Source organism: Actinoplanes sp. NBRC 101535, from assembly GCF_030269225.1.
Taxonomy (GTDB): Bacteria; Actinomycetota; Actinomycetes; order Mycobacteriales; family Micromonosporaceae; genus Actinoplanes; species Actinoplanes rectilineatus.
Genome location: NZ_BSSY01000015.1, coordinates 188,983 through 209,351, shown reverse-complemented (window position 1 = coordinate 209,351; position 20,369 = coordinate 188,983). Strand labels below are relative to the sequence as shown.

15 protein-coding genes and 1 pseudogene are annotated in these 20,369 nt (G+C 70.4%); 12 read left to right on the top strand and 4 right to left on the bottom strand.

The features are described from left to right. Positions 1-94 precede the first annotated feature (94 nt). A complete protein-coding gene (locus QSK32_RS33540; RefSeq protein WP_285474111.1) occupies positions 95-2,032 on the top strand; it encodes an Lcl domain-containing protein in 1,938 nt (645 codons plus the stop codon). 184 nt (positions 2,033-2,216) lie between these two features. On the opposite strand, the gene QSK32_RS33535 is transcribed toward QSK32_RS33540, so the two are convergent. Continuing rightward, positions 2,217-4,205, bottom strand: a complete 1,989-nt coding sequence (locus tag QSK32_RS33535; RefSeq protein WP_285474110.1) for a polysaccharide lyase family protein — start codon at positions 4,203-4,205, stop codon at positions 2,217-2,219. A gap of 706 nt (positions 4,206-4,911) precedes the next feature. Here QSK32_RS33535 and QSK32_RS33530 point away from each other — a divergent pair. The 7 genes from QSK32_RS33530 (at position 4,912) to QSK32_RS33500 (ending at position 13,891) form a co-directional block, all read left to right on the top strand. Further along, positions 4,912-6,204, top strand: a complete 1,293-nt coding sequence (locus tag QSK32_RS33530) for an ABC transporter substrate-binding protein (protein WP_045746648.1) — start codon at positions 4,912-4,914, stop codon at positions 6,202-6,204. Between the two features lie 55 nt (positions 6,205-6,259). After that, complete coding sequence (locus tag QSK32_RS33525) at positions 6,260-7,228, top strand: carbohydrate ABC transporter permease (RefSeq protein WP_045746647.1); 969 nt, start codon at positions 6,260-6,262, stop codon at positions 7,226-7,228. Beyond that, entirely contained in the window at positions 7,225-8,088 is an 864-nt protein-coding gene (locus tag QSK32_RS33520; protein WP_285474109.1) for a carbohydrate ABC transporter permease, read from the top strand. Before QSK32_RS33525 ends, QSK32_RS33520 begins: the two co-directional genes overlap by 4 nt. After that, positions 8,085-8,645 carry a hypothetical protein gene (locus tag QSK32_RS33515; RefSeq protein ID WP_285474108.1) on the top strand — a complete coding sequence of 187 codons (561 nt, stop codon included), beginning with the start codon at positions 8,085-8,087 and terminating at the stop codon, positions 8,643-8,645. Before QSK32_RS33520 ends, QSK32_RS33515 begins: the two co-directional genes overlap by 4 nt. Positions 8,646-8,692: 47 nt before the next feature. Further along, on the top strand, positions 8,693-9,667 hold the full coding sequence (locus tag QSK32_RS33510) for a LacI family DNA-binding transcriptional regulator (protein ID WP_285474107.1): 975 nt from the start codon (positions 8,693-8,695) through the stop codon (positions 9,665-9,667). A gap of 95 nt (positions 9,668-9,762) precedes the next feature. Next, positions 9,763-12,744 (top strand): glycoside hydrolase family 2 TIM barrel-domain containing protein, encoded by a 2,982-nt coding sequence (locus tag QSK32_RS33505; RefSeq protein WP_285474106.1) that lies wholly within the window; start codon positions 9,763-9,765, stop codon positions 12,742-12,744. A 31-nt stretch (positions 12,745-12,775) separates the two neighbouring features. Further along, the gene (locus QSK32_RS33500; protein WP_285474105.1) at positions 12,776-13,891 is read left to right on the top strand and encodes a Gfo/Idh/MocA family protein; all 1,116 of its coding nucleotides are present in this window, start codon (positions 12,776-12,778) and stop codon (positions 13,889-13,891) included. On the opposite strand, the gene QSK32_RS33495 is transcribed toward QSK32_RS33500, so the two are convergent. Then, positions 13,878-15,215, bottom strand: coding sequence for a hypothetical protein (locus QSK32_RS33495; protein ID WP_285474104.1), 1,338 nt, complete (start codon positions 15,213-15,215; stop codon positions 13,878-13,880). The two genes, QSK32_RS33500 and QSK32_RS33495, sit on opposite strands and share 14 nt — an antisense overlap. A 487-nt stretch (positions 15,216-15,702) precedes the next feature. Between QSK32_RS33495 and QSK32_RS33490 the strand changes: the two genes are divergently transcribed. Beyond that, positions 15,703-15,915, top strand: a complete 213-nt coding sequence (locus QSK32_RS33490) for a hypothetical protein (RefSeq protein ID WP_285474103.1) — start codon at positions 15,703-15,705, stop codon at positions 15,913-15,915. Between the two features lie 460 nt (positions 15,916-16,375). Then, positions 16,376-17,080, top strand: a complete 705-nt coding sequence (locus tag QSK32_RS33485; RefSeq protein ID WP_285474102.1) for a VIT1/CCC1 transporter family protein — start codon at positions 16,376-16,378, stop codon at positions 17,078-17,080. Positions 17,081-17,190: 110 nt separating this feature from the next. On the opposite strand, the pseudogene QSK32_RS33480 reads toward QSK32_RS33485, so the two are convergent. Both QSK32_RS33480 and QSK32_RS33475 read right to left on the bottom strand, forming a co-directional pair. Beyond that, positions 17,191-17,364: pseudogene (locus QSK32_RS33480) on the bottom strand (phosphoketolase family protein); the annotation flags it as partial. Continuing rightward, a complete protein-coding gene (locus QSK32_RS33475) occupies positions 17,364-18,155 on the bottom strand; it encodes a slipin family protein (protein ID WP_285474101.1) in 792 nt (263 codons plus the stop codon). The pseudogene QSK32_RS33480 and the gene QSK32_RS33475, both read right to left, overlap by 1 nt. 477 nt (positions 18,156-18,632) lie before the next feature. On the opposite strand from QSK32_RS33475, the gene QSK32_RS33470 reads away from it, so the two are divergent. Both QSK32_RS33470 and QSK32_RS33465 read left to right on the top strand, forming a co-directional pair. Then, complete coding sequence (locus tag QSK32_RS33470; protein ID WP_285474100.1) at positions 18,633-19,250, top strand: DoxX family membrane protein; 618 nt, start codon at positions 18,633-18,635, stop codon at positions 19,248-19,250. 480 nt (positions 19,251-19,730) lie between these two features. Continuing rightward, positions 19,731-20,174 (top strand): hypothetical protein, encoded by a 444-nt coding sequence (locus QSK32_RS33465; RefSeq protein ID WP_285474099.1) that lies wholly within the window; start codon positions 19,731-19,733, stop codon positions 20,172-20,174. Positions 20,175-20,369 lie beyond the last annotated feature (195 nt).

Here is a 20,369-nt window from a genome sequence, read left to right as displayed (position 1 = left end):
GGACGTCTCCGCGACTGCCGTGCGTTGACAGCGCCGTCCGCCGTATTTAGCCTCGGTGCGCTCGAAATGATGTTCGGATGCAAAGGCAGATTCGATGAGCAGGTACGACGATCTCGTCACCGCCGCCCAGCGCGGCGACCGGCGTGCCCGGGACGAGTTCGCCCGGGTCTGGCTGCCGCTGGTCTACAACGTGATCGGCCGGGCGCTGAACGGGCATCCGGACGTCGACGACGTCGTGCAGGAGACGATGCTGCGGGTGATCCGCGACCTGCCCTCCCTGCGGCAGCCGCAGAGCGTCCGGGCGTGGGTGCTCACCATCACCATGCACCAGATCGGCGTTCACCGGCAGCGCGCGGACGCGGACGCCCGGGTGAGCGTGGTCCCGGAGGTCCCCGGCCCGGCCGCCGACTTCGAGGAACTGGCGATCCTGCGGCTGCGGCTGACCGGGGAACGCCGGCAGGTCGCCGAGGCGGCACGCTGGCTCGACGACGAGGACCGCGGTGTGCTGGCGCTCTGGTGGCAGGAGGCTGCCGGCGAACTGAACCGGGAGGAGACGGCCGCGGCGCTGAACACCGGCGTCGCGTACGCGGCCGTGCGGATCCAGCGGATGCGGGCCCAGCTCGACCGGTGCCGGGCGCTGGTGTCCGCGCTGGACGCCGAGCCGCGCTGCCCGCGGTTGCAGGCGGTCCTGGGCGGCTGGGACTCGCGGCCGAGTCCGCTGTGGCGCAAACGGATCGACCGGCACGTGCGTGACTGCCGAGTCTGTCCCGGGCGGCCGGGCGGCGAGATCGCCGTCGAGCGGCTGCTGGTCGGCTGCGCCATGGTGCCGGTTCCGGCCACGTTGTCCACCGCCGTGCTCGGCAAGGCCACGGCGGCCGCGGCTCTCGCCGGCACCCCGGCGTCCGCGGCTCCCGCCGGCGGCCCGGCGTCCGCGGCTCCCGCTGGCGGCCCGGTGTCCGGCGGCCGGGCCGGTGCGGTCAAGACGGTGGCCGCGTCGGTGGTGGCCGTCGCCGTGGTGGCGGCCGGAATCGTCGCGTACGCCGCCGGCCCCGAGTCCCCGGCCGCCACCACCGCGGCCGCCCCCGCCGTCGCGTCCGCCGCCACGCCCGCGACCCCGGCCTCCGCGGCGGTCGGCGGCACGCCGTCGCCCAGCACGGCCCGTGCCACCTCCGCCGCGGCGGTGCCCGCGGCGAGTCCCGCCCCGAGCAGCGGCACGGCGCGATGCGGCGGTGCGGGACTGGCGAGCCGCTGGGCGAGCTGGCCGATGCCCGGCCCGGACCGCCCGGCGAGCTACCGCAACCTCAAGGACGGCACCGTCCGCGACCAGGTCACCTGCCTGGAATGGCAGCGCGAGCCGGCCCCCGGCACCTACACGTTCACCGCGGCCGGTGAATACTGCGCGGATCTCGCCCTGGACGGTGGCGGCTGGCACCTGCCCACCCGCGTCGAGCTCAGCTCGATCATCGACAGCGGCCGCTCCGGCCCGGCGATCGACACCACCGCGTTCCCGGGCACCCCCGCCCAGTTCTTCTGGACGTCGACGCCGTGGGCGGTGACGAAGACCCCGCTGCGCGCCTGGATCGTCAACTTCTACGAGGGCCTGGCCAGCAACGGCGCCTACCAGTCCGCGGACTACCGGGTGCGCTGCGTACGCTCTGCGGGCGGCTCCGGCAAGCCGTCCTACCGGATCGCCGGGGGCCAGGTCACCGACCCGAAGACCGGCCTCGTCTGGCAGCGCGCCACCTCGGAGCAGATGAGCGCCGCCGCCGCGACCGGCTACTGCGCCGCCCTCGACCTGGGCGGGCACCGGTGGCGCCTGCCGACCCTGCAGGAGGTGTCGACAACGGTCGACGACTCCCGGGTCGCCCCCGCGATCACCACGACGGCGTTCCCCGGCACGGTGAAGGCCGGCTGGTACTGGACCGCCACCCGGGCGGCCCCTGACACCGGCCTGCGGTGGGCCCTCAACTACGACGACGGCTACACCAACTACCGCAAGATCGTTTCCGGGTACGCCCGCTGCGTACGCTGACGACCTCGTGGTGACGGGCGCGGCCGGCATCGCCGCGCTCCGCCGGGCGGACGCCTCCCCGCTCGGGTCACCGACCGCGGCGCCGACCGGAACCGCGGTGGGACGACCCCGGGCGCGGTGCCGGCCGGAACCCTGGGGGGACGACACCGGCACCGGGGTGGCGCCCGTCGTCACCGCGACCGCGTCATCGGGGGTCGACCTGCAGCCGGATGGTGTCGTACATGATGCCGGACATCGGCTCCATCCAGTCGTCCAGGCCGTCGGTGATCTCGCCGGGGCGTAGCGGGGCGAGGGTCAGGACGTTGTCGCCCGCCCGCAGCAGTGTGGCGGGGAAGGCGATGGTCGGCAGCAGCCGGTACATGGATCGTGCGACCTGGCGGTAGGAGCTGTTGTCACCGGGCACACCGGGGAGCGGGTCGAGGTTGGCGATGCGGGTGCCGTTGAGTGTCACGGCGAGGGTGGCGAAGACGGCCCCGGCCACCGCGATGTCCACGTGCCCGGTGCCGGCCCGGTAGCGGCGCGCGGCGAAACGGATGGTCCACTCGGTGAGCGTGTCGTCGGGGGTGGTGCCCCGCCACTGCAACTGGGCGGCCGTGCCGGGTGTGGCCAGGACGGGGTGGAAGTAGTTCCATTTCTCGGCCGGGTCGTCGACACCGACGGTGAAATCGACACCGTCCGGGAAGTCGTAGGGATATTCGAGCCAGGCCAGGGTGCTGCGGTACCCGTCGGCGCCGCCGGGGATGTGGAACTCCTTGGCGGTCCGGTCGGGTGTGCCGATCTGCCAGAGGGTCGTTCCGTGGCTGACCGGCTTCCACGAGTGTCGGCCGGCGTCGACCCGGGTACCGGCGGGCACGGTGATCCCGGTCCGGCGGTACTCCCCGAGCGCGCCTCCGGCGAATGCGGCGAGGGTGTAGGTGCCGGGTCTCACGGCGGGGATCGTGAAGGTGCCGGCGGGGTCGATCCGGGCGAAGTAGTGGTAGTCGAGGCCGAGATACTGCCAGTCGGTGCCGTCGAGGACGGTGCCGCGCCAGTCCCGGTCCGGGCCCGGCCGGTAGAGCACCGCCCAGCCGTCGCGGACGACGGGATGTCCGGTGATCGCGAGCCGGCCGCTGACGGCGGACCGTTGCGTGGCGGCGTAACCCGGATCGGTGACCCATTGATAGGGCCAGCGCGCCACTTCGCGGGCCGCGACCTGTTTGGCGTCCTGCCAGAGCGCCGCGACGTTGCCGGCCTCGTCGCCCACCGCGGCTTCGCCGACGTGGAGGTAGAAGGGCCCGTAGACCTTGCTCCACCCTTTTTCGGGTCGTACGTCCGGCATGCCGTAGTGGCCGGTCAGCGGATGCCAGAGCAGGATCATGCCGTCGTAGTAGTCGTGGACGGTGAGTTCCTGGCGGGTCGGCCCACCGAAGCTCTCCTTGCTCGCCTGGACGAGGGAGAGCCCGATGGTGCCGTTGGACATCAGGAAGACGTTGTTGTCGCCTTCGAGGTCCGAGCTGTTCTGGTACTTGCTCCAGATCCGGCCGTCGGGCAGCACGACGGTCGAGTCCTGCAGGGTCACCGCGTTCTGCAGGTCGGCGATGCTCGGCCGTTGCTGGACACCACGTGCGTCGTCGACGACGAACCAGCGGAAGGACGGGTCGGCGCCGGTGGAGAAGGCGTACCGGAGCTGTCCGAGTGCGAGGCCGTCGGGCATGCCGTCGGGGTATCCGGCCAGCCAGTAGGAGTACAGCCCGGACGCGCCGCGTTCGAGCGCGAAGCGGATGTCGAGGCGGAAGGGCAGCAGGGTGGCGTCGTCCGACAGCAGGGAGATCTCGATGCGGTCGGTCGTCCGCGCGGTCACGCTGAAGGTCGCGCCCTTCATGCCGCTCGCGGGCGCGGTGCCGATGTTGAAGGTCGTGTATCCGTGACTGCGTCCGCCGGGCAGCAGGTCGATGTTCTCGTTGCCCTGCGTGCTGCCGATCAGCCGGAGCTTGACGAGTTCCGCCGTTGCTTTGACGACGGTGAATTCGATGATGCCGTTGGCCAGGGTCACGGTCGTGCCGTTGTCGGTGAGGGTGACGTCGGATCCGGCATCGGCGGTCGCGGGCGTGGCGAGGGCCGGAGCCAGGACGGCGGCTCCCGCCACGCCCCCGGCAAGGCCGAGGACAGTGCGCCGTGAGACAGGTCGGGACATAGCTTCTCCCTGTTCGATGGAATCGATTCTTCGGCAGACACCATTGCCACGGACGCCCGGTTACGGCGGATTCCGTGGTCGAGATTCTCCGGTTCTCGGCGCTGCGCGGCGAATTGCCACCGGGCGGCACAGAAGTTTCCCGGAGCGCGTTTCACAGGTTTTCGTGGTGCCGATTCAGGACGAGTGGCACCCGAAGACATCCGCTTCGGGAATCACGGCGCAAAACGTTCTGAACGGCGGGCCGGTCACGGTCGCCGACGGGGATCCGCGCGGCCCCGCCACCGGGCAGGGAGCCGGCGACGTGCGGGTAAGCGCTTACCTGATTGCCGGGACGCTACCCCCGGGTGTCATGCGCGTCAATCCATGACCGCACATCCGCGGCGCGCTCCGTCGCCGCCGGCGGCCGGGCGCGCTCCCCCGCCACCACCCGGGCGGAGTTGCCGCAGCCAGGCCCCGTACTGCCGCATTCATCAACCGCGGACACCTTCTTGACACGACTGTTTCGGCGGCGTTACGCTCCGACCTGCGGGGACATTTGAACGTTTCATTGACGCATTCTCCTCAGCTTCTTCGCCTCCCCTCTCAGTCAATCCATCAGTAACGGTCACGCCCTCGTCGGCTTATTCCGTGACCGGTCACGGTGCAGGGACCGTGACCGGTCACGGCCTGAACCTTCCAGCGCTCACCAGCTTTGAAGGAGACAGATATGCGGCTCCGGAAACATCCGTATCGAGTTCCACGCGTTCTCGCCGTCACGGTGATCGGCGCACTCCTCGCCGCCGGCTGCGGTGGTGGCGGGGACGGCGAGGACGGCCGGGTGACCATCCGGTTCGACTACTGGGGCTCGACCGAACGCGCCCAGGCCACCAACGATGCGATAGCCCTCTTCGAGCAGGCCAACCCGGCGATCACCGTGGAGTCCTCCTTCTCCGACTTCGGCGGATACTTCCAGAAGCTGGCGACACAGATCGCCGGCGGCAGCGCCCCCGACGTGCTCCAGATGGACTACAGCTACGTCCGCGAGTACGGCGACCGCGGGGTGCTCGCGCAACTGGACAGCGGCGAAGCACAGGTACAGACCTCGGGCCTGAGTCGGCAACTGCTCACCGGAGGATCCGTCGGCGACAAACTGTTCGCCATCCCGATCGCGCAGAACACGCAGATGTTCAGCTACGACGCCGCGCAGTGGAAGCAGGCGGGCGCCACCACGCCGGCCGACACCTGGACCTGGGACGACCTGCGGGCAGCAGCCCAGGCGGTCACCGACGGCACCGGCGCGAAGGTGCACGGGCTCAACGACTTCGGCGGCGTCCTGGACTGGTTCGAGGTGTGGCTGCGCCAGCAGGGCAAGCAGCTCTACACCGAGGACGGCCGGCTCGGCTACACGGCTGCGGACGTCACCGCCTGGTGGCAGATGAGCGACTCCTGGCGGCGCACCGGCGCCGTCACACCGGCGGAGACCACCACGAAGATCGACGGTACACAGGAGAACGACCCGGTCGCGCAGAAGCTGTCCTCGGCGACGTTCGGCTACGACAGCGGCTTCACACCGAAGCTCTGGGAGCAGTACGGCCGGGAACTCACCGCCGCGTCCTTCCCCACCGGCACCGGCAAGCGCGGCCAGTACGCCAAACCCGCCATGATGCTCAGCGTCGCCCAGCGCTCGCAGCACAAACAGGCGGCGGCCAAACTGGTCGACTTCCTGATCCACGACACCGGCGCCGGCACCGCCCTGGGGATGTCCCGTGGCCTGCCCGCCGACGAGCAGGTGCGCAAGCTGGTCGGTGCCACCCTGCAGGGGCCGCCGCAAGCCGCCTACGAATACGAGCAGAAGGTCATCGCCGGGCTCGACGCGGCTCCCCCGCCTCCGCCGAAGGGCGCCGGCGAGGCCAAGGTCGCCTTCCAGCGGGTGTACGACGACGTCATCTTCGAACGCGCCACGATCGAGGCCAGCGCGGCCAAGTTCATCAGCGAGGCGGAACGGGCGATCGCGTCCTGACGTCGGCATCCGGGGCCGCGCCCGGCGCGGCCCCACCATCCGGGAGACCTCTGACATGACACAACAAACCCTGGCGAGGCCGGCCGCCGCCAGCGAACCGCCCACCGACCCGGGACACCGGCGCCGGCGACACCGGTACGGCGAACGGCCGGGCCTGGCCTACCTGTTCCTGTCCCCATGGATCGCCGGAGCGCTGGTGCTGACGATCGGCCCGATGCTCGCCTCGCTCTACCTCTCGTTCACCGACTACGACCTGTTCACCTCGCCGCAGTGGGTCGGCCTGGCCAACTATCGACGGCTGTTCGACGACGATCCCCGCTTCCTCACCTCGGTCGGCGTCACCCTGCGGTACGTGCTGATCTCCACACCGCTCAAACTGATCGCCGCCCTCGGCGTCGCCATCCTGCTGAACCGGGTGACCCGGGGTTCCGCGTTCTACCGCTCCGCGTTCTATGCGCCGTCCCTGCTGGGCGCCAGCGCCGCCATCGCCATCGTCTGGCGCCTGATCTTCGACAACCAGGGCATCGTCGACAAGGGACTGTCCGCGGTCGGCATCCACACCGGCGGCTGGGTCGCCTCACCCCGGTACGCGCTGCTGGTCATCGTGGCACTCGCGGTCTGGCAGTTCGGCGCACCGATGGTCATCTTCCTGGCCGGCCTCAAGCAGATCCCGCAGGAACTCTACGACGCCTCCGCCGTCGACGGGGCGAGCCCGTGGCGGACCTTCCGCTCGGTCACCCTGCCGATGCTGTCGCCGGTCGTCTTCTTCAACCTGGTTCTGGAGATGATCCACGCCTTCCAGTCGTTCACCGGCGCGTTCGTGGTCAGCGGCGGACGTGGCGGGCCCAGCGACACCACCCTCTTCTACACCCTGTACCTGTACGACAACGCCTTCTCGAACTTCCGGATGGGCTACGCCTCAGCGATGGCCTGGGTGCTGCTCCTGGTGATCGCCGTCGTCACGGCGGCACTGTTCGGGACATCACGCCGGTGGGTCTACTACGCGGGAGAGGATGCGCGATGACCACTGTCACGGCCGCCGTCCCGGTCACCCGCAGGGTCCGCAAGGTCCTCCTCCACCTCGCCATGATCGCTGCGATCTGCGCACTGCTCTACCCGGTCGCCTGGCTGATCTCGTCGTCCTTCAAACCGGCGTCCGAGATCCTGTCCGGTGCGAGCCTGTGGCCGAGCCGCATCGTGCTGAGCAACTACACCGAGGTGTTCGCCGGCGTCGCCGGGGTCGGCGTCTGGCGATTCGCCGTCAACTCGCTGCTCATCTCCGCCGGCGCGGTCGTCGGCAACGTCGTGTCGTGCTCGCTGGCCGCGTACGCCTTCGCCTGGATGCGGTTCCGGCTGCGCGGCCCGATGTTCGCCTTCATGATCGGCACGATCATGCTGCCGGTACACGTGCTGCTCATCCCCCAGTACACGATCTTCCAGAACCTCGGCATGATCGACACCATCTGGCCGCTGGTACTGCCCAAGCTGCTGGCCACCGATGCGTTCTTCATCTTCATGATCGTGCAGTTCATGCGCGGATTGCCCAGCGAACTCGGCGACGCCGCCCGCATCGACGGCTGCGGACCACTGCGCGCGTTCCGGTACGTGGTACTTCCGCTGAGCAAACCCGCGCTCGTCACCACCGCCATCTTCACCTTCATCTGGTCCTGGAACGACTTCCTGAGCCAGCTGATCTACCTCAACAGCCCCGAGACCTACACCATGCCACTGGCGCTGCGCCTCTTCATCGACCAGACCGGCGAGAGTTCGTACGGTGCGATGATGGCGATGTCGGTGCTCACCCTGCTGCCGATCGCCCTGTTCTTCGTGGCGTTCCAGCGCCTGCTGGTGCAGGGCGTCACGACCACGGGGATGAAGGGATGAGCGACCGGTTCGCAAGATTCTCCGAGTGTCTGCTGGTCGGCATGTTCACCGCCCTCTTCTCGCTCCCGGTGGTGAGCGCGTTCGCGGCCTTCACCGCGGCGTGCACGATGCTTCGTGAAGAGCGCCCGGCCGGTCCGGGCACATATGTGAGGTGCCTGGCCGAGGTCCTGCGAAGCGGGCCACTCGTGCTGATCGTGCCGCCCCTGGTACTGCTCGTGCTGGTGGCGGACGCGGTCGCGGTCGGATCGGGTGTCCCCGGCGCCCCCGTGCTCGCCACGATCACCGTGCTGGCCGGTGCCGCCGCGGTGCCGTTCGGCCTGCGGGCCGCGGCCCGATGGCGGCCTGGCCGGCGCTGGCCGCAGGTGGCCCGGGCCGCGGCCACCGACCTGCTGCACGGCGTCCGGGAGAGCTTACTGTTGCTGCTCGCGACGGTCATCGCGATCGTCGTGGCCGTGGCGGTGCCGATCACGGCCCTGCTGCTGCCGGGGTTGCTGGCGTTCGGCGCCGTCGCCGTGGACCTCGCGGGCCGGGACCGCGGACCCGGCATGGTTACCTGAGGATGGTCCCTGGTTTCGACACGTATCCCTTGACCGAAGGAGTCCGCATGCAGTCTCGCCGGGTGACGATCCGGGATGTCGCCCACGCCGCGGGGGTGTCGCGGCAGACGGTCACCCGGGCCATCAACGACATGGCCGACATCAGCCGGGAGACACGGGAACGTGTCATGAAGACGGTGGAGGAACTCGGCTACCGGCCGAACCGGTTCGCGATCGAACTCTCCCGCCAGCGCACCCTCTCGGTCGGCCTGATCATAGGAACGTTCCGGAACCCGTACTACGCCCAGCTCGCCGACGCGTTCGTCAACGAGCTGCAGCGCCGGGACTGGCAACTCGTCGTCGGCACCTCGGAACGGGGCGAAGCCGAGGTGATCGGTGCGATGGCCGCACAGGTCGATGCCATCGTCGGTTACATCGACCAGGCCGAGGACGAGATCGCGGCGACGTTCCGGGGCATGCCGATCATCCGTCTCGAACATCGCGCGACGACAGCGGGCATCCACTCCGTCGAACTCGACTGGGAGCGGGGCATCGCCGACATGGTCTCCGCCCTGCGGGCCAAGGGTTCTCGGCGGTTCGCGATGATCGATGCGGCGGCGCCCGAGCCCCACGGCCTCGCACCCCGCCGCCGCTTCTTCGAGGATGCGGTCGGCGAACCGTGCACCGTCGTCACCGAGACGCAGTCGATCGCCGGTGGCGCCGACGGCATCCGGAACCTGCTCGAGCGGGACCCGCGGATCGACACGGTCCTGGCTTTCAACGACCTGATGGCGATGGGTGCGGTGCAGGGCGCGCACACGCTGGGCATCGCGGTCCCGGACACGATCCGCATCGTCGGCGTCGACGGGCTCTCGCTCGGCGAGGCGGTGAGCCCGCGGCTGACGAGCCTGTCGCTGGAATCCGCAGCCGTCGCCGGTGAGGCCGCGGAGATCCTCGCGCAGCTCTTCGCCGGCGGCCCGGTGCCGGACGGATCTCTCACCAGGGCCGTCACCCCTGTCGTCGTCTGGCGTGAATCCGCCTGACCCGCACCCCTTCCCGGCCGGTGGACCACCGGCCGGACCGAACTCCACCTCCCCCGGCCGTGACCGGTCACGGCCCCCGCCACACAGGGAACAGCATGCAGGAGATCTCCCCCACGACGGGCAGCGACCTCGACTACATCACCGCCATCACACCCCCGGACGGCACCCTGCCCCCGCGCGCCTCCACACCGGTCACCGACGCCGACCGTGTCGACCTCGACGGGACATGGCAGTTCCGTCTCTCCCGGTCCGCCGTCGCGGCGGAACGGCACGACCTGGCACCCGGCACCGACGGCTGGAAGGACATCCAGGTGCCGGGGCACTGGCCGTTGCAGGGCTTCGGCGACCCCTGGTACACCAACGCCGACTACCCCTTCCCGGTCGACCCGCCCCGGGTGCCCTCCGACAATCTGACCGGTGACTACCGGCGCGCATTCACCTGGGACAAGCCGGTCGAAGGCCGGCGATGGGTCCTGCGCTGCGAGGGCATCGAGTCGATCGGCCGGATCCGGGTGAACGGCGTCCTGGTCGGCGTCACCCGCGGAAGCCGGCTGGAACAGGACTTCGACGTCACCGACCACCTCGTGCCCGGCACCAACCTGCTCGAGATCCGCGTCCACCAGTGGTCGGCACACAGCTACCTCGAGGACCAGGACATGTGGTGGCTCCCCGGAATCTTCCGGGGCGTGTCCCTGCTCGAACGCCCGGACGGCGAGATCGGCGACCTCTTCGTCCGCGCCGACTTCGACGCCGGCACCGGCACCGGCACCGGCACCGCGACACTGCGGATCGAGACGACCGAGCCGGCCCGCATCGACTCCCCCGAACTCGGCATCACCGGACGAAGCAGCGGCGAGACCATCGACCTGCCCGGGGCCGAACCCTGGACCGCCGAGACCCCCCGCCTGTACACCGTGACGGTCTCCACCGCCGCGGAGACACGGACGCTGCGGGTGGGCTTCCGCCGGGTCGAGGTCCGTGACGGCAACCTGCTGGTCAACGGCCGGGCCGTACAACTGCGCGGTGTCAACCACCACGAATTCCACCCGGAACGCGGACGTGCGGTGACCCCCGCCGACCTCGAGGCGAACATCCGCACGATGAAACGGCACAACGTCAACGCGGTCCGGACCAGTCACTACCCGCCGTCGCCGCGCCTGCTCGACCTGTGCGACGAGTACGGACTGTGGGTCGTCGACGAATGCGACATCGAGACACACGGGTTCCTGCACCAGGACGAGGAACACGGCGCGTGGACCGCCCCCTGGAAGTCGAACCCGTCAGACGACGCGTCCTGGAAACCGGCCTATCTCGACCGGATGCGGCGCATGGTCGAACGCGACAAGAACCACCCGAGCATCATCCTCTGGTCGCTGGGCAACGAAGCCGGCACCGGGGAGAACTTCGCCGCGATGGCCGCCTGGGCCCGGCACCGCGACGACACCCGGCCGATCCACTACGCGGACGACGTGGCCTGCGAGTACGTCGACGTGTTCGGCGAGATGTACACCCCGTTCGCACGGATGGACGAGATCGGCCGGCGCCTGGACCGCATCGATCCCGCGTCCACCGTCGACACCCTCCAGGACGTCGCCCGGCGCCGCCTGCCGTACCTGCTCACCGAGTTCGGTCACGCCATGGGCAACGGTCCCGGCGGCCTGCTCGACTATCGGGCCCTGTTCGAGAAGTACGACCGTTGCCAGGGCGGGTTCGTCTGGGAGTGGCGTGATCAGGGCCTGGCGCGGCCACTACCGGACGGGCGGATCGGGTACACCTACGGCGGCGACTTCGGGGAGCCCGTACACGACGGCACCTTCTCGATCGACGGTCTGGTGTTCCCCGACGGAAACCCCTCACCCGGGCTGCTCGAGTTCAAGGCCGTCTTCGCCCCGATCCGCATCACCGTCGAACCCGGCGGCGACACCGTCCACATCCGTAACCTGCGCGACTTCGCCACCCTCGACGACACCGAGTTCCGGTGGACGGTCGCCTTCGACGGGATGACAGCCGCCTCCGGCACTCTCGACGTCCCCCGGTTGCCGGCCGGGACGGCCGTGACCGTCCCGGTCCCCGCGACACCACCGGGCGACGGCGAACGCGTCGTCACCGTCACCGCGGTCACCCGGTCCGGCAGCCGGTGGGCGGACGCGGGTCACGAGATCGCCTTCGGCCAGGCCGCCGGGCACCGGCCGGTACCCGCTCCGGCCCCGACACCCCGGCCCGGGGCGGTCGCCGTCGACGCCGTACGGGCCGCGTCGATCCGGCTCGGGCCGGCCTCCTTCGACACCGGGTCCGGCACACTCACCCGTCTCGGCGGCGTCACGTTCACCTCCCCGCCCCGCCTCGACCTGTGGCGGGCGCCGACCAGCAACGACCTCCAGACCGGCCAGGACGGCTCCGCGGCGGCCCGCTGGCGGCGCGCGAACCTCCACGCCCTGGACCACACCGTCCTGGCCGTCACGGAGACGACCGGCCAGATCCGGGTCCTCACCCGGGTGGCGCCGCTCGCACGCAGCTTCGGCGTCCACGTCGACGCGCTCTGGTCACTCACCGGAGACCCCGGCGAGGTGCGGCTGTCGCTCACCGCGACCCCGTACGGCGCCTGGCCGTCGACCTGGCCCCGGATCGGACTCCGCTTCGCGGTCCCGGCCACCTACGACCACGTGACCTGGTACGGCTACGGCCCCGGCGAGCGGTACCCCGACACCTACTCGGCGACCCGGCTGGGCCGGTGGTCCGCGCCGGTCACCGAACTCCAGACGCCGTACGTGGTGCCGCAGGAGAACGGCGCGCGAGGCGGCCTGCGCCACCTCACCACCACGAACGGCCACCACCGTCTCGACGTGGTCGCCGAATCGGAGCTCGGGTTCACCGCACGGCCGTGGACGCCGGAGGACCTGACAGCGGCACGGCACCACCACGAACTCAGCCCCGGCCCGGAAACGGTCTTCACGCTCGACATCGCACTCGACGGCATCGGCAGCGCCGCGTGCGGCCCCGCACCACTGCCGGCGGATCGCCTGTCACCCCGGACGACGGAACTCCGCGCCCGGCTCCGGGTGCACACGGCCGGCTGACCCCACCACACCGAGAAGGAACGAGGACGTCATGACCCACACTGTCCGCCGGGCGGCCATCGTCGGCACCGGGTCGATCGCCAACGCCCACGCCGCGGCCCTGCACGGCCTGGAAGACCGGGTCCAGCTCACCGCGGTCGTGGACGTCGACCCGGCCCGGGCACACGGCTTCGCCCACGAATGGGCCGTGCCCTCGGTGGCACCGGACCTGGCAACACTGCTGGCGGCCGGCGACGTGGACCTGGTGCACGTGTGCACACCACCGTCGACGCACGCGGCCCTCGCACTGCAGTGCCTCGAGGCCGGAGTCACCGTCGTGCTGGAGAAGCCACCGACGCTGTCGCTGGCCGAACTCGACACCCTGATCGAGGCGTCCGCCCGGACCGGCGCCCACGTGGCGACGGTCTTCCAGCAGCGTTTCGGGCCCGGCACCCCGCGGCTGCGTTCCCTGGCGGCCGCCGGCGACCTCGGAGCGCCACTGCTGGCGACCTGCCACACCCACTGGTACCGCGACGACGCCTACTACGCCGTACCGTGGCGCGGACGCTGGGAGACCGAGGGCGGCGGCCCCACCATGGGACACGGCATCCACCAGTTCGACCTGCTGCTGTCGATTCTTGGCCCGTGGGAGCAGGTCGTCGCCGTGGCGGCCCGGCAGAGCCGGCCGACGGACACCGAGGACGTGTCGCTGGCCATCGTCACGTTCGCCGGCGGCGCCGTCGCCTCGGTGGTCAACTCGGTGGTCTCGCCCCGGCAGGTCTCCGCGCTGCGATTCGACTACGCACACGCCACGATCGAACTCACCCACCTGTACGGCTACACCGACGACGACTGGACGGTGACCCCCGCCCCCGGCCACGAGCACCTCACCGCCGCGTGGGCCGGATCCCCCTCGACCGCCGGCAACGGTCACCTCGCCCAGCTGGCCGCGGTCCTCGATGCCCTGGATGCGGGCGCCGCACCACCGGTGACACTGGCCGACACCCGGACCACCGTGGAGTTCATCGCCGCGCTGTACGCGTCCGCGTTCACCGGCCGCCCGGTCCGCGCCGGGCAACTCGGGCCGGGCGACCCGTTCACGCAACGGATGGACGGTACCGGCGCGCCCTGGCCGCGGGCCGGTAGGCCGTCGGTCAGCAGCGCCTGATGTCCGCGGGGCTGTCGACCTCGACGTCGGTGATGGTGAGCCCGGCGACGCACGGCGCTTCCGTGATGTGGTTGTCTACGATGGTCAGCTTCCCGAGCGTGAGGTCCCGGCTGGGGGCGAAGGTTCTGCGGGACGCCAGCCGGATCTCGCCGCCGCCGGTGATGGTGCCGCCCCGGGTGGCGATCGTGGTGTTGTAGCAGTTCTCGAGGAGGATGGCGTTGCCGCCGGTGTCGGCGATGTCGACGCGGCCGATCCTCGCGCCGCCGCTCTCGGAGACGCAGAAGATACCCCGGCCGCCGCCGCGGGCCTTGACAAGGCCGACGGTGATGTTGGACGGGTAGGCGTCACCGACGCGGCCGTTGCGGTTGGCCATCCGGAAGGCGGCGTACCCGGTGCCGGTGCCGGTGTTCGCGGCGTCGACGGTGCCGATGGTGGCGTTGATCGTGGTGTTCAGCAGCAGACCGGCCTCGCCGACGTCGCGGGCGGTCACCGTGCCGATCGTCAGACCGTCCACCCCGGCGGTCTCCACGGCATGCGAGCCGGCACCGGAGACGTACACGTCGTCGATGACGATGTTCTTGCTGAACGGGCCGGTGCTGCCGTTGTCGATGCGGACACCGAGCCCGCCCGAGAGCCGCATGTCGATCCGGCCGAGCTTCACGTTGGTCACGTCGCGCAGGAAGATGCCGTACATCGGTGTGCCGGTGACCTTGAGATGCTGGACCTCGATGTCGGTGACGTCACGGGCGAAGACGGGCGCCATGTCCGTCGCACCCGCGCCGACGACGTCGATCGTGCCGCACACGTCGATGGTGGTGTAGCTGTGCAGTTTGATCCGCGCCGCGGCGGACACCGATCCGGAGCCCCGGACCACCACCCGCTCCTTGACGGTCCGGCCCGGCGTCAGACTGTCGATACCGGCTTGAATGGCGCTGCGGGTGTCCGCACCGGTGTACACCGTCCGGCCGGCTCGGCTGGCGGTCCACGTGTCACCGGAGCGGACCACCGTGGCGTCCTGGGCTCCGCCGCCACAGGACGACGCCGACGACGGCACCGGCACGGCGGCGGCGGACACGCTCGCCGCCACCGGCGCGCTCGCCCTGCTCGACGGGACGGCTGACGCGGTCGACGCGAGCCCGGAGGCCGACGGCGTCGCCGGCGGCACCGGGACTCGCCCGCTGCCGCCGGGCGAGGGGGTGTACGGCTCCTCGCCCGCCACCGCACTGACCGTCGCGGCGACCCGGGGAACCAGGCCGACTCCCGCGACGACGAGAACAGCTCCCGCAAGGACGGCGAGCACGCCGGCCGACAACTGACGATTCAACGCGTGGACTCCTCGACCTGCCGGCGGCGACGGAATTGCCGTGGCCGCCACGCTTCCGCCATTTCCGAAACCGGATCAGACCATATGCACGAATACCGATCACGTCAACATTGAATTGGATGCCGAGAGATGCGAGCAAAATCGCGGCCACCTCGTATCACTTTTCCACCAGGATATTGATCACGCCTCACCGAACCCGCCCTGAGCTGGCATTTCCGTGATTCGTCAGGTTGTTCCGATATCTGCTTCAACGACCCGGCCACCGGCGAACGCCCCGATGTCCTGCACCGCCGGGACCCGGCGGGAAGAACAGCCCGCGTTCACCCGCCCGGCGGGTACCGGAATCCATCTTTCCATCGCGGCGGAACAGCCGGGAACGGGACGTCCACCGTCCGTTGCAGGGTCCTGCTCCGAGCAGGACCGGCTCATCCGGCGGCGGCTTTCCTCCCGCCGGGAGTGTCATACGCCGTTGCCACCGTGCCGGGCCATGGACAACGACGACCACCTAGACCCGTTTCGTGGTCAGGGTGCGAAGCCCGTCCGCATGGTGATTTCGGGCGCGCTCGACGCCCCAATTCACCACACCCCGGGTGGTGTGGTGAATACGGGCGCGCTGGACGCCCGAAATCACCACGCTGTTGTGGGTGTGGTGAATACGGGCGCGCTGAGCGCCCGAAATCACCACAGAGGCAGACCCTGACTGCGAAAGGTGTCTCGCCTCCTTCGCCGGGCTCCCCGCCCTGGAGTACTACTCCGGCCTGGACACCCCCGATCCCGGGGCCGTCGCCTGGCGGCTCAGCTGGGGCGGCATGTGGCACGGCGGCTGCCCCTGTTCCACCTGTGAGGACGATCGTGAGCGGCGCCCCGAGATCGTCGGGCGCAGCTGCGGCATGGACTTCGACGGCTTCCTCGAACAGTGGGGTGACTCCGCCACCGCCCTGATCGTCACCGACGGCGACGACGACGCCCCCGACGTCAGCAAGTGACGCCGTCGGCCACGGCGCCGTGGAGCACCTGAACGTTCGCGGTCGCGCACGGGGCGGACCGCATCGTCACGGAGAGAGACCGGCCCCGACGGAGGCGGGCCGGTCGCCTCTACCCGCGCGGGGCGGGGAGGAGCACGATTCGATCATGCGGACCAGAGAGCGAGCCGGGTTGTCATGACACATGCCGCAGAACCACACGACGGCGTGCCGGCCGGCCGTCTGAACTGGCTCCGGGCCGGGGTTCTGGGCGCCAACGACGGGATCGTCTCGACCGCGGGCCTGGTCGTCGGCGTAGCCGGGGCGACCCTTTCCCTCGCCGCGATCGCCACGGCCGGAGTCGCCGGTGTCGTCGCCGGTGCGGTGTCCATGGCCCTCGGCGAGTACGTCTCGGTCAGCAGCCAGCGCGACAGCGAACGGGCCCTGCTCGCCAGGGAACGCAGCGAACTCGCCGCGTTCCCCGAGGAGGAGCTCGCCGAACTCGCCACCCTGTACGAGGCCAAGGGCCTGACTGCGGCAACCGCCCGCCAGGTGGCGCTGGAGCTGACCGCGAGGGACGCCTTCGCCGCCCACGCGGACGTGGAGCTGCGCATCGACCCCGATGCCCTGACGAATCCCTGGCACGCGGCCGGCGCCTCGGCGGTCGCCTTCACCGCCGGTTCGCTGCTCCCGCTGATCGCGATCCTGCTGCCGCCGCCGGGCCTACGGTTGCCGGTCACCGTCGCCGTGGTCGTCGTCGCCCTGGCCGTGACCGGCGCGGTGAGCGCCGTGCTGGGCTCGGCCGGTGTCGCCCGTGCGGTCGCACGCCTGGTCGGCGGCGGCGCCCTGGCCATGGCGGTGACCTTCGGCATCGGGCAGTTGGTCGGTGCCGCCGTGGGCTGAGGCCCGCAGGCCGCGGATGCTCGGCGGGTGGTGTGGTGGGAGACCGCGCCGACACGCAGGATGCGCTGTCACAGTCCGGCGCCGAGGATCGTCTCGGACGGCGGCCGGTGCCGCGGTTTGACCTGGGCCGGTTGCAGCGGCTCACGCAGCAGCGGGTTGCCCATCAGATGGATCTGCCCGACGGACAGATAGTTGGCGGCCCGCCAGTACGCGTCGACGCGGTGCAGTTCGTCGGCGCCCAGCGGCTCCCCCGTGACCGTGGGGAAGGTGCGTGTCGCGGTCATCAGGAGGTCGTCGTCAGCGGCACGCCGTTGAGCGGCGGCATACCGGTCGGTGTGGTCGCCGCGGCGTTCTCGCGGGCGAGGAAGGTGCCGAGTTCGCCGATGGTGCTCATCAGCGGGGCCGGGAACACGACGGTGCTGTTCTTGTCGACGCCCAGTTCGACCAGGGTCTGCAGGTTACGCAGCTGCAAGGCCAGCGGGTGGGCCATCATGATGTCGGCGGCGGAGCCGAGCGCGTCGGCGGCCAGGGCCTCACCCTCGGCGGCGATGATCTTCGCCCGTTTCTCGCGTTCCGCCTCGGCCTGCCGGGCCATCGCCCGTTTCATGCTCTCGGGCAGCTGGATGTCCTTGAGTTCGACCAGGGTGACTTCGACGCCCCAGTCCTCGGTGGCGATGTCCAGGATCGTCTTGATGTCGATGTTGATCCGGTCGGTCTCGGACAGGGTCTCGTCCAGAGTGTGCTGGCCGACGACCTTGCGCAGGGTGGTCTGGGCGATCTGGTTGATCGCCGCCCCGACGTTCTCGATCGCGACGACGGACTTCTGCGCGTCGACGATCCGGTAGTAGGCGACGGCGGAGACATCGACGCTGACGTTGTCGCGGGTGATGATGCCCTGCGACTGGATCGGCATGGTGACGATCCGCAGGCTCACCCTGTTCAGCACGTCCACGAACGGGATGATCACGGTGAGGCCGGCCTTGCGGACGGCGATGACCTTACCGAGCCGGAACAGGACTCCCTGCTCGTACTGCTTGACGACCTTCACCGCGAGCGCCGCCACAACCAAGAACATGATGAGGACGATCCACACGTACCACATGGTGGAGATCCTGACTTCGGCCGCAGCCGGATAGTCGTGCCCGAGAACAGCCTGTGTGCGAAACGCACCCGATCGCTGCGGTGGGCGAGGTGACACCGAGACGCTCGCAGCAGCCGGATACCAGCCACCGGGGTCCCGGGCGACACTCCGACCCTACCCCTGTCCACACCGGCCGACAGCGGACGCCGGCCTGCCGAGCAGTCCCGGCGAGATGCGCGTACGGTCGAACTGTCGCCTCGGACCCCGGTGGCCGTTCGAGCCCGCCGTCCTGCCGACGCCTCCCACCGATCGTGGATCCCGCCGCCGTCGACGTGCTCCTGAACGGCTTCGAAATCCCATAGGAGCACGGCTGCCGCTCTGAACCGGTGGCGCCGCCATCCGATCGATCCGTGGACGCCCTCGACGCGCCACGGAACACGCGCCACGAACACCCGAAGGAATGTGAGTGCGATGGTCGACATCGCCAACAACCACGAATCGTCGCCGCCCACGACCCCCACCGAACGGCCGCAACACACCGCACGGCACTACTCCGGCACCGCTGTCGTCCCCGACCCCGCACCGGCAGCGACCGCGACGGCCACCACCACGACGCGATACCTGCTGGCCGGCCTCCGCCTCGCACTGGGCTGGATCTTCCTGTGGGCGTTCCTCGACAAACTGTTCGGCCTCGGCCGCAGCACCCCCGCCGCGAACGCATGGCTGGACGGCGGCAGCCCCACCGCAGGGTTCCTCGGCAAAGCCGCCACCGGCCCCTTCGCCGGCATCTACCACTCGATGGCCGGCAACGCCGTCGTCGACACCCTGTTCATGACGGCCCTGCTCGGCATCGGCATGGCGCTGATCCTCGGCATCGGCATGCGTATCGCCGCGGCAGCCGGAGCACTGCTGACCGTCCTGATGTGGACCGCGGTACTACCACCGGCCACCAACCCGTTCATGGACGACCACCTCGTCTACGCCGCGGTCCTCATCCTGTTGACACTGCTCAACGCCGGAAACACGTGGGGACTCGGCCACCGCTGGGCGGCGACCTCACTCGTACGCCGCAACACCTGGCTCACGTAGTTCTCGCGCGGCGTGCGCAGTCCGCCTGCCCGGAGTGCGTACGCCGTCGCCGCCTCGTTCAGCCGGAACACCGTGATCATCGGGCCTGCCCGCACGAGTGGTGGGGTGAACTGGATCATCGCGGTCATCGCGGCCGTACCGTCTCCGCGCCCCCGAGGCTCGCATGACACCTGGATGACAGCGGCGCTGCCGGCCGCCGCGCGTCCCACCCGATCAGGAATCCTGGTTCGGGTGGGTACCTCTGTCAGGTGATGATGCGGGGCCCTTAACCGGTCTACCGTTACCGGTGAGGTCGGTGGCCATCCACCGCCGCACGCTGCCCCAGCCCTCGGTAGTGCGCTCGACGATCCGTCCGCACACCCGGGAGCAGCATGCGCCCGGACTGTGCTTCACGATGACTGCCGCTTCACTACCTTCACGGCACGGCGACGCCTCGTTGCGGCCGCGTCCAGGCCCCGGGCCTCGGCGCGCCATCCGGGCGTGCGCTGGACCGGCGGGCGGCAGCCGGAAGGGCTTCACGCGATGCCATCGCGCCCCGCACACACCGACGCGACATCCGATCCGGTATCCGCCGCCGGGCCTGCGGCCACCGTCGTGGCCGAGCTCGAGGTACACGGGCCGTGGTCGCGCCGTCTCGGCACCGAGATCACCCAGCGGCTTCGTGAACACCTCGCCACCCGGCCGGCCGCGCTCATCGTCGACCTTCACCACCTGGTCGACCCGGACGCCGCCAGTCTGCCGTTGTGGCTGGCGGCCCGCAGGACCACCAGCGTCCTGCGCCCGCCGATCCAGCTTGCACTGTGTCTGCCGGTCACGGCCCTGCTGGAACAGCGCCTGCAACGGCTCAGCCCGCGCCGTCTGCCGATCTTCGCCACGATGCCCGAGGCGCGCACGGCGCTCGTGGACCGGATGCTCAATCCATGAACTTCTGCCGGTGCCGCAGCGGGCCGGTGCGGATCGAGACCCTGCTCGCCGACCGGGACCCGGCGGAACGTTCCCGCCCGGCCCTGGCCACGACGACTGGGGGCCGCCGCCGGGCACCCCCGCCTGACCGGGCGCCCGCGTCGCCAATCCGGCTCTGTCAGATCTAGAGATGCGGCCCCGGAGCAGCCGATCCTA

What these genes read in the sequence shown, in the direction of transcription:
- QSK32_RS33535 (WP_285474110.1), bottom strand. Translation starts at nt 4,205, where the DNA reads ATGTCCCGACCTGTCTCACGGCGCACTGTCCTCGGCCTTGCCGGGGGC.
- QSK32_RS33500 (WP_285474105.1), top strand. Translation starts at nt 12,776, where the DNA reads ATGACCCACACTGTCCGCCGGGCGGCCATCGTCGGCACCGGGTCGATC.
- QSK32_RS33475 (WP_285474101.1), bottom strand. Translation starts at nt 18,155, where the DNA reads ATGTTCTTGGTTGTGGCGGCGCTCGCGGTGAAGGTCGTCAAGCAGTAC.
- QSK32_RS33470 (WP_285474100.1), top strand. Translation starts at nt 18,633, where the DNA reads ATGGTCGACATCGCCAACAACCACGAATCGTCGCCGCCCACGACCCCC.
- QSK32_RS33530 (WP_045746648.1), top strand. Translation starts at nt 4,912, where the DNA reads ATGCGGCTCCGGAAACATCCGTATCGAGTTCCACGCGTTCTCGCCGTC.
- QSK32_RS33520 (WP_285474109.1), top strand. Translation starts at nt 7,225, where the DNA reads ATGACCACTGTCACGGCCGCCGTCCCGGTCACCCGCAGGGTCCGCAAG.
- QSK32_RS33510 (WP_285474107.1), top strand. Translation starts at nt 8,693, where the DNA reads ATGCAGTCTCGCCGGGTGACGATCCGGGATGTCGCCCACGCCGCGGGG.
- QSK32_RS33505 (WP_285474106.1), top strand. Translation starts at nt 9,763, where the DNA reads ATGCAGGAGATCTCCCCCACGACGGGCAGCGACCTCGACTACATCACC.
- QSK32_RS33540 (WP_285474111.1), top strand. Translation starts at nt 95, where the DNA reads ATGAGCAGGTACGACGATCTCGTCACCGCCGCCCAGCGCGGCGACCGG.
- QSK32_RS33485 (WP_285474102.1), top strand. Translation starts at nt 16,376, where the DNA reads ATGACACATGCCGCAGAACCACACGACGGCGTGCCGGCCGGCCGTCTG.
- QSK32_RS33515 (WP_285474108.1), top strand. Translation starts at nt 8,085, where the DNA reads ATGAGCGACCGGTTCGCAAGATTCTCCGAGTGTCTGCTGGTCGGCATG.
- QSK32_RS33490 (WP_285474103.1), top strand. Translation starts at nt 15,703, where the DNA reads ATGGACAACGACGACCACCTAGACCCGTTTCGTGGTCAGGGTGCGAAG.
- QSK32_RS33525 (WP_045746647.1), top strand. Translation starts at nt 6,260, where the DNA reads ATGACACAACAAACCCTGGCGAGGCCGGCCGCCGCCAGCGAACCGCCC.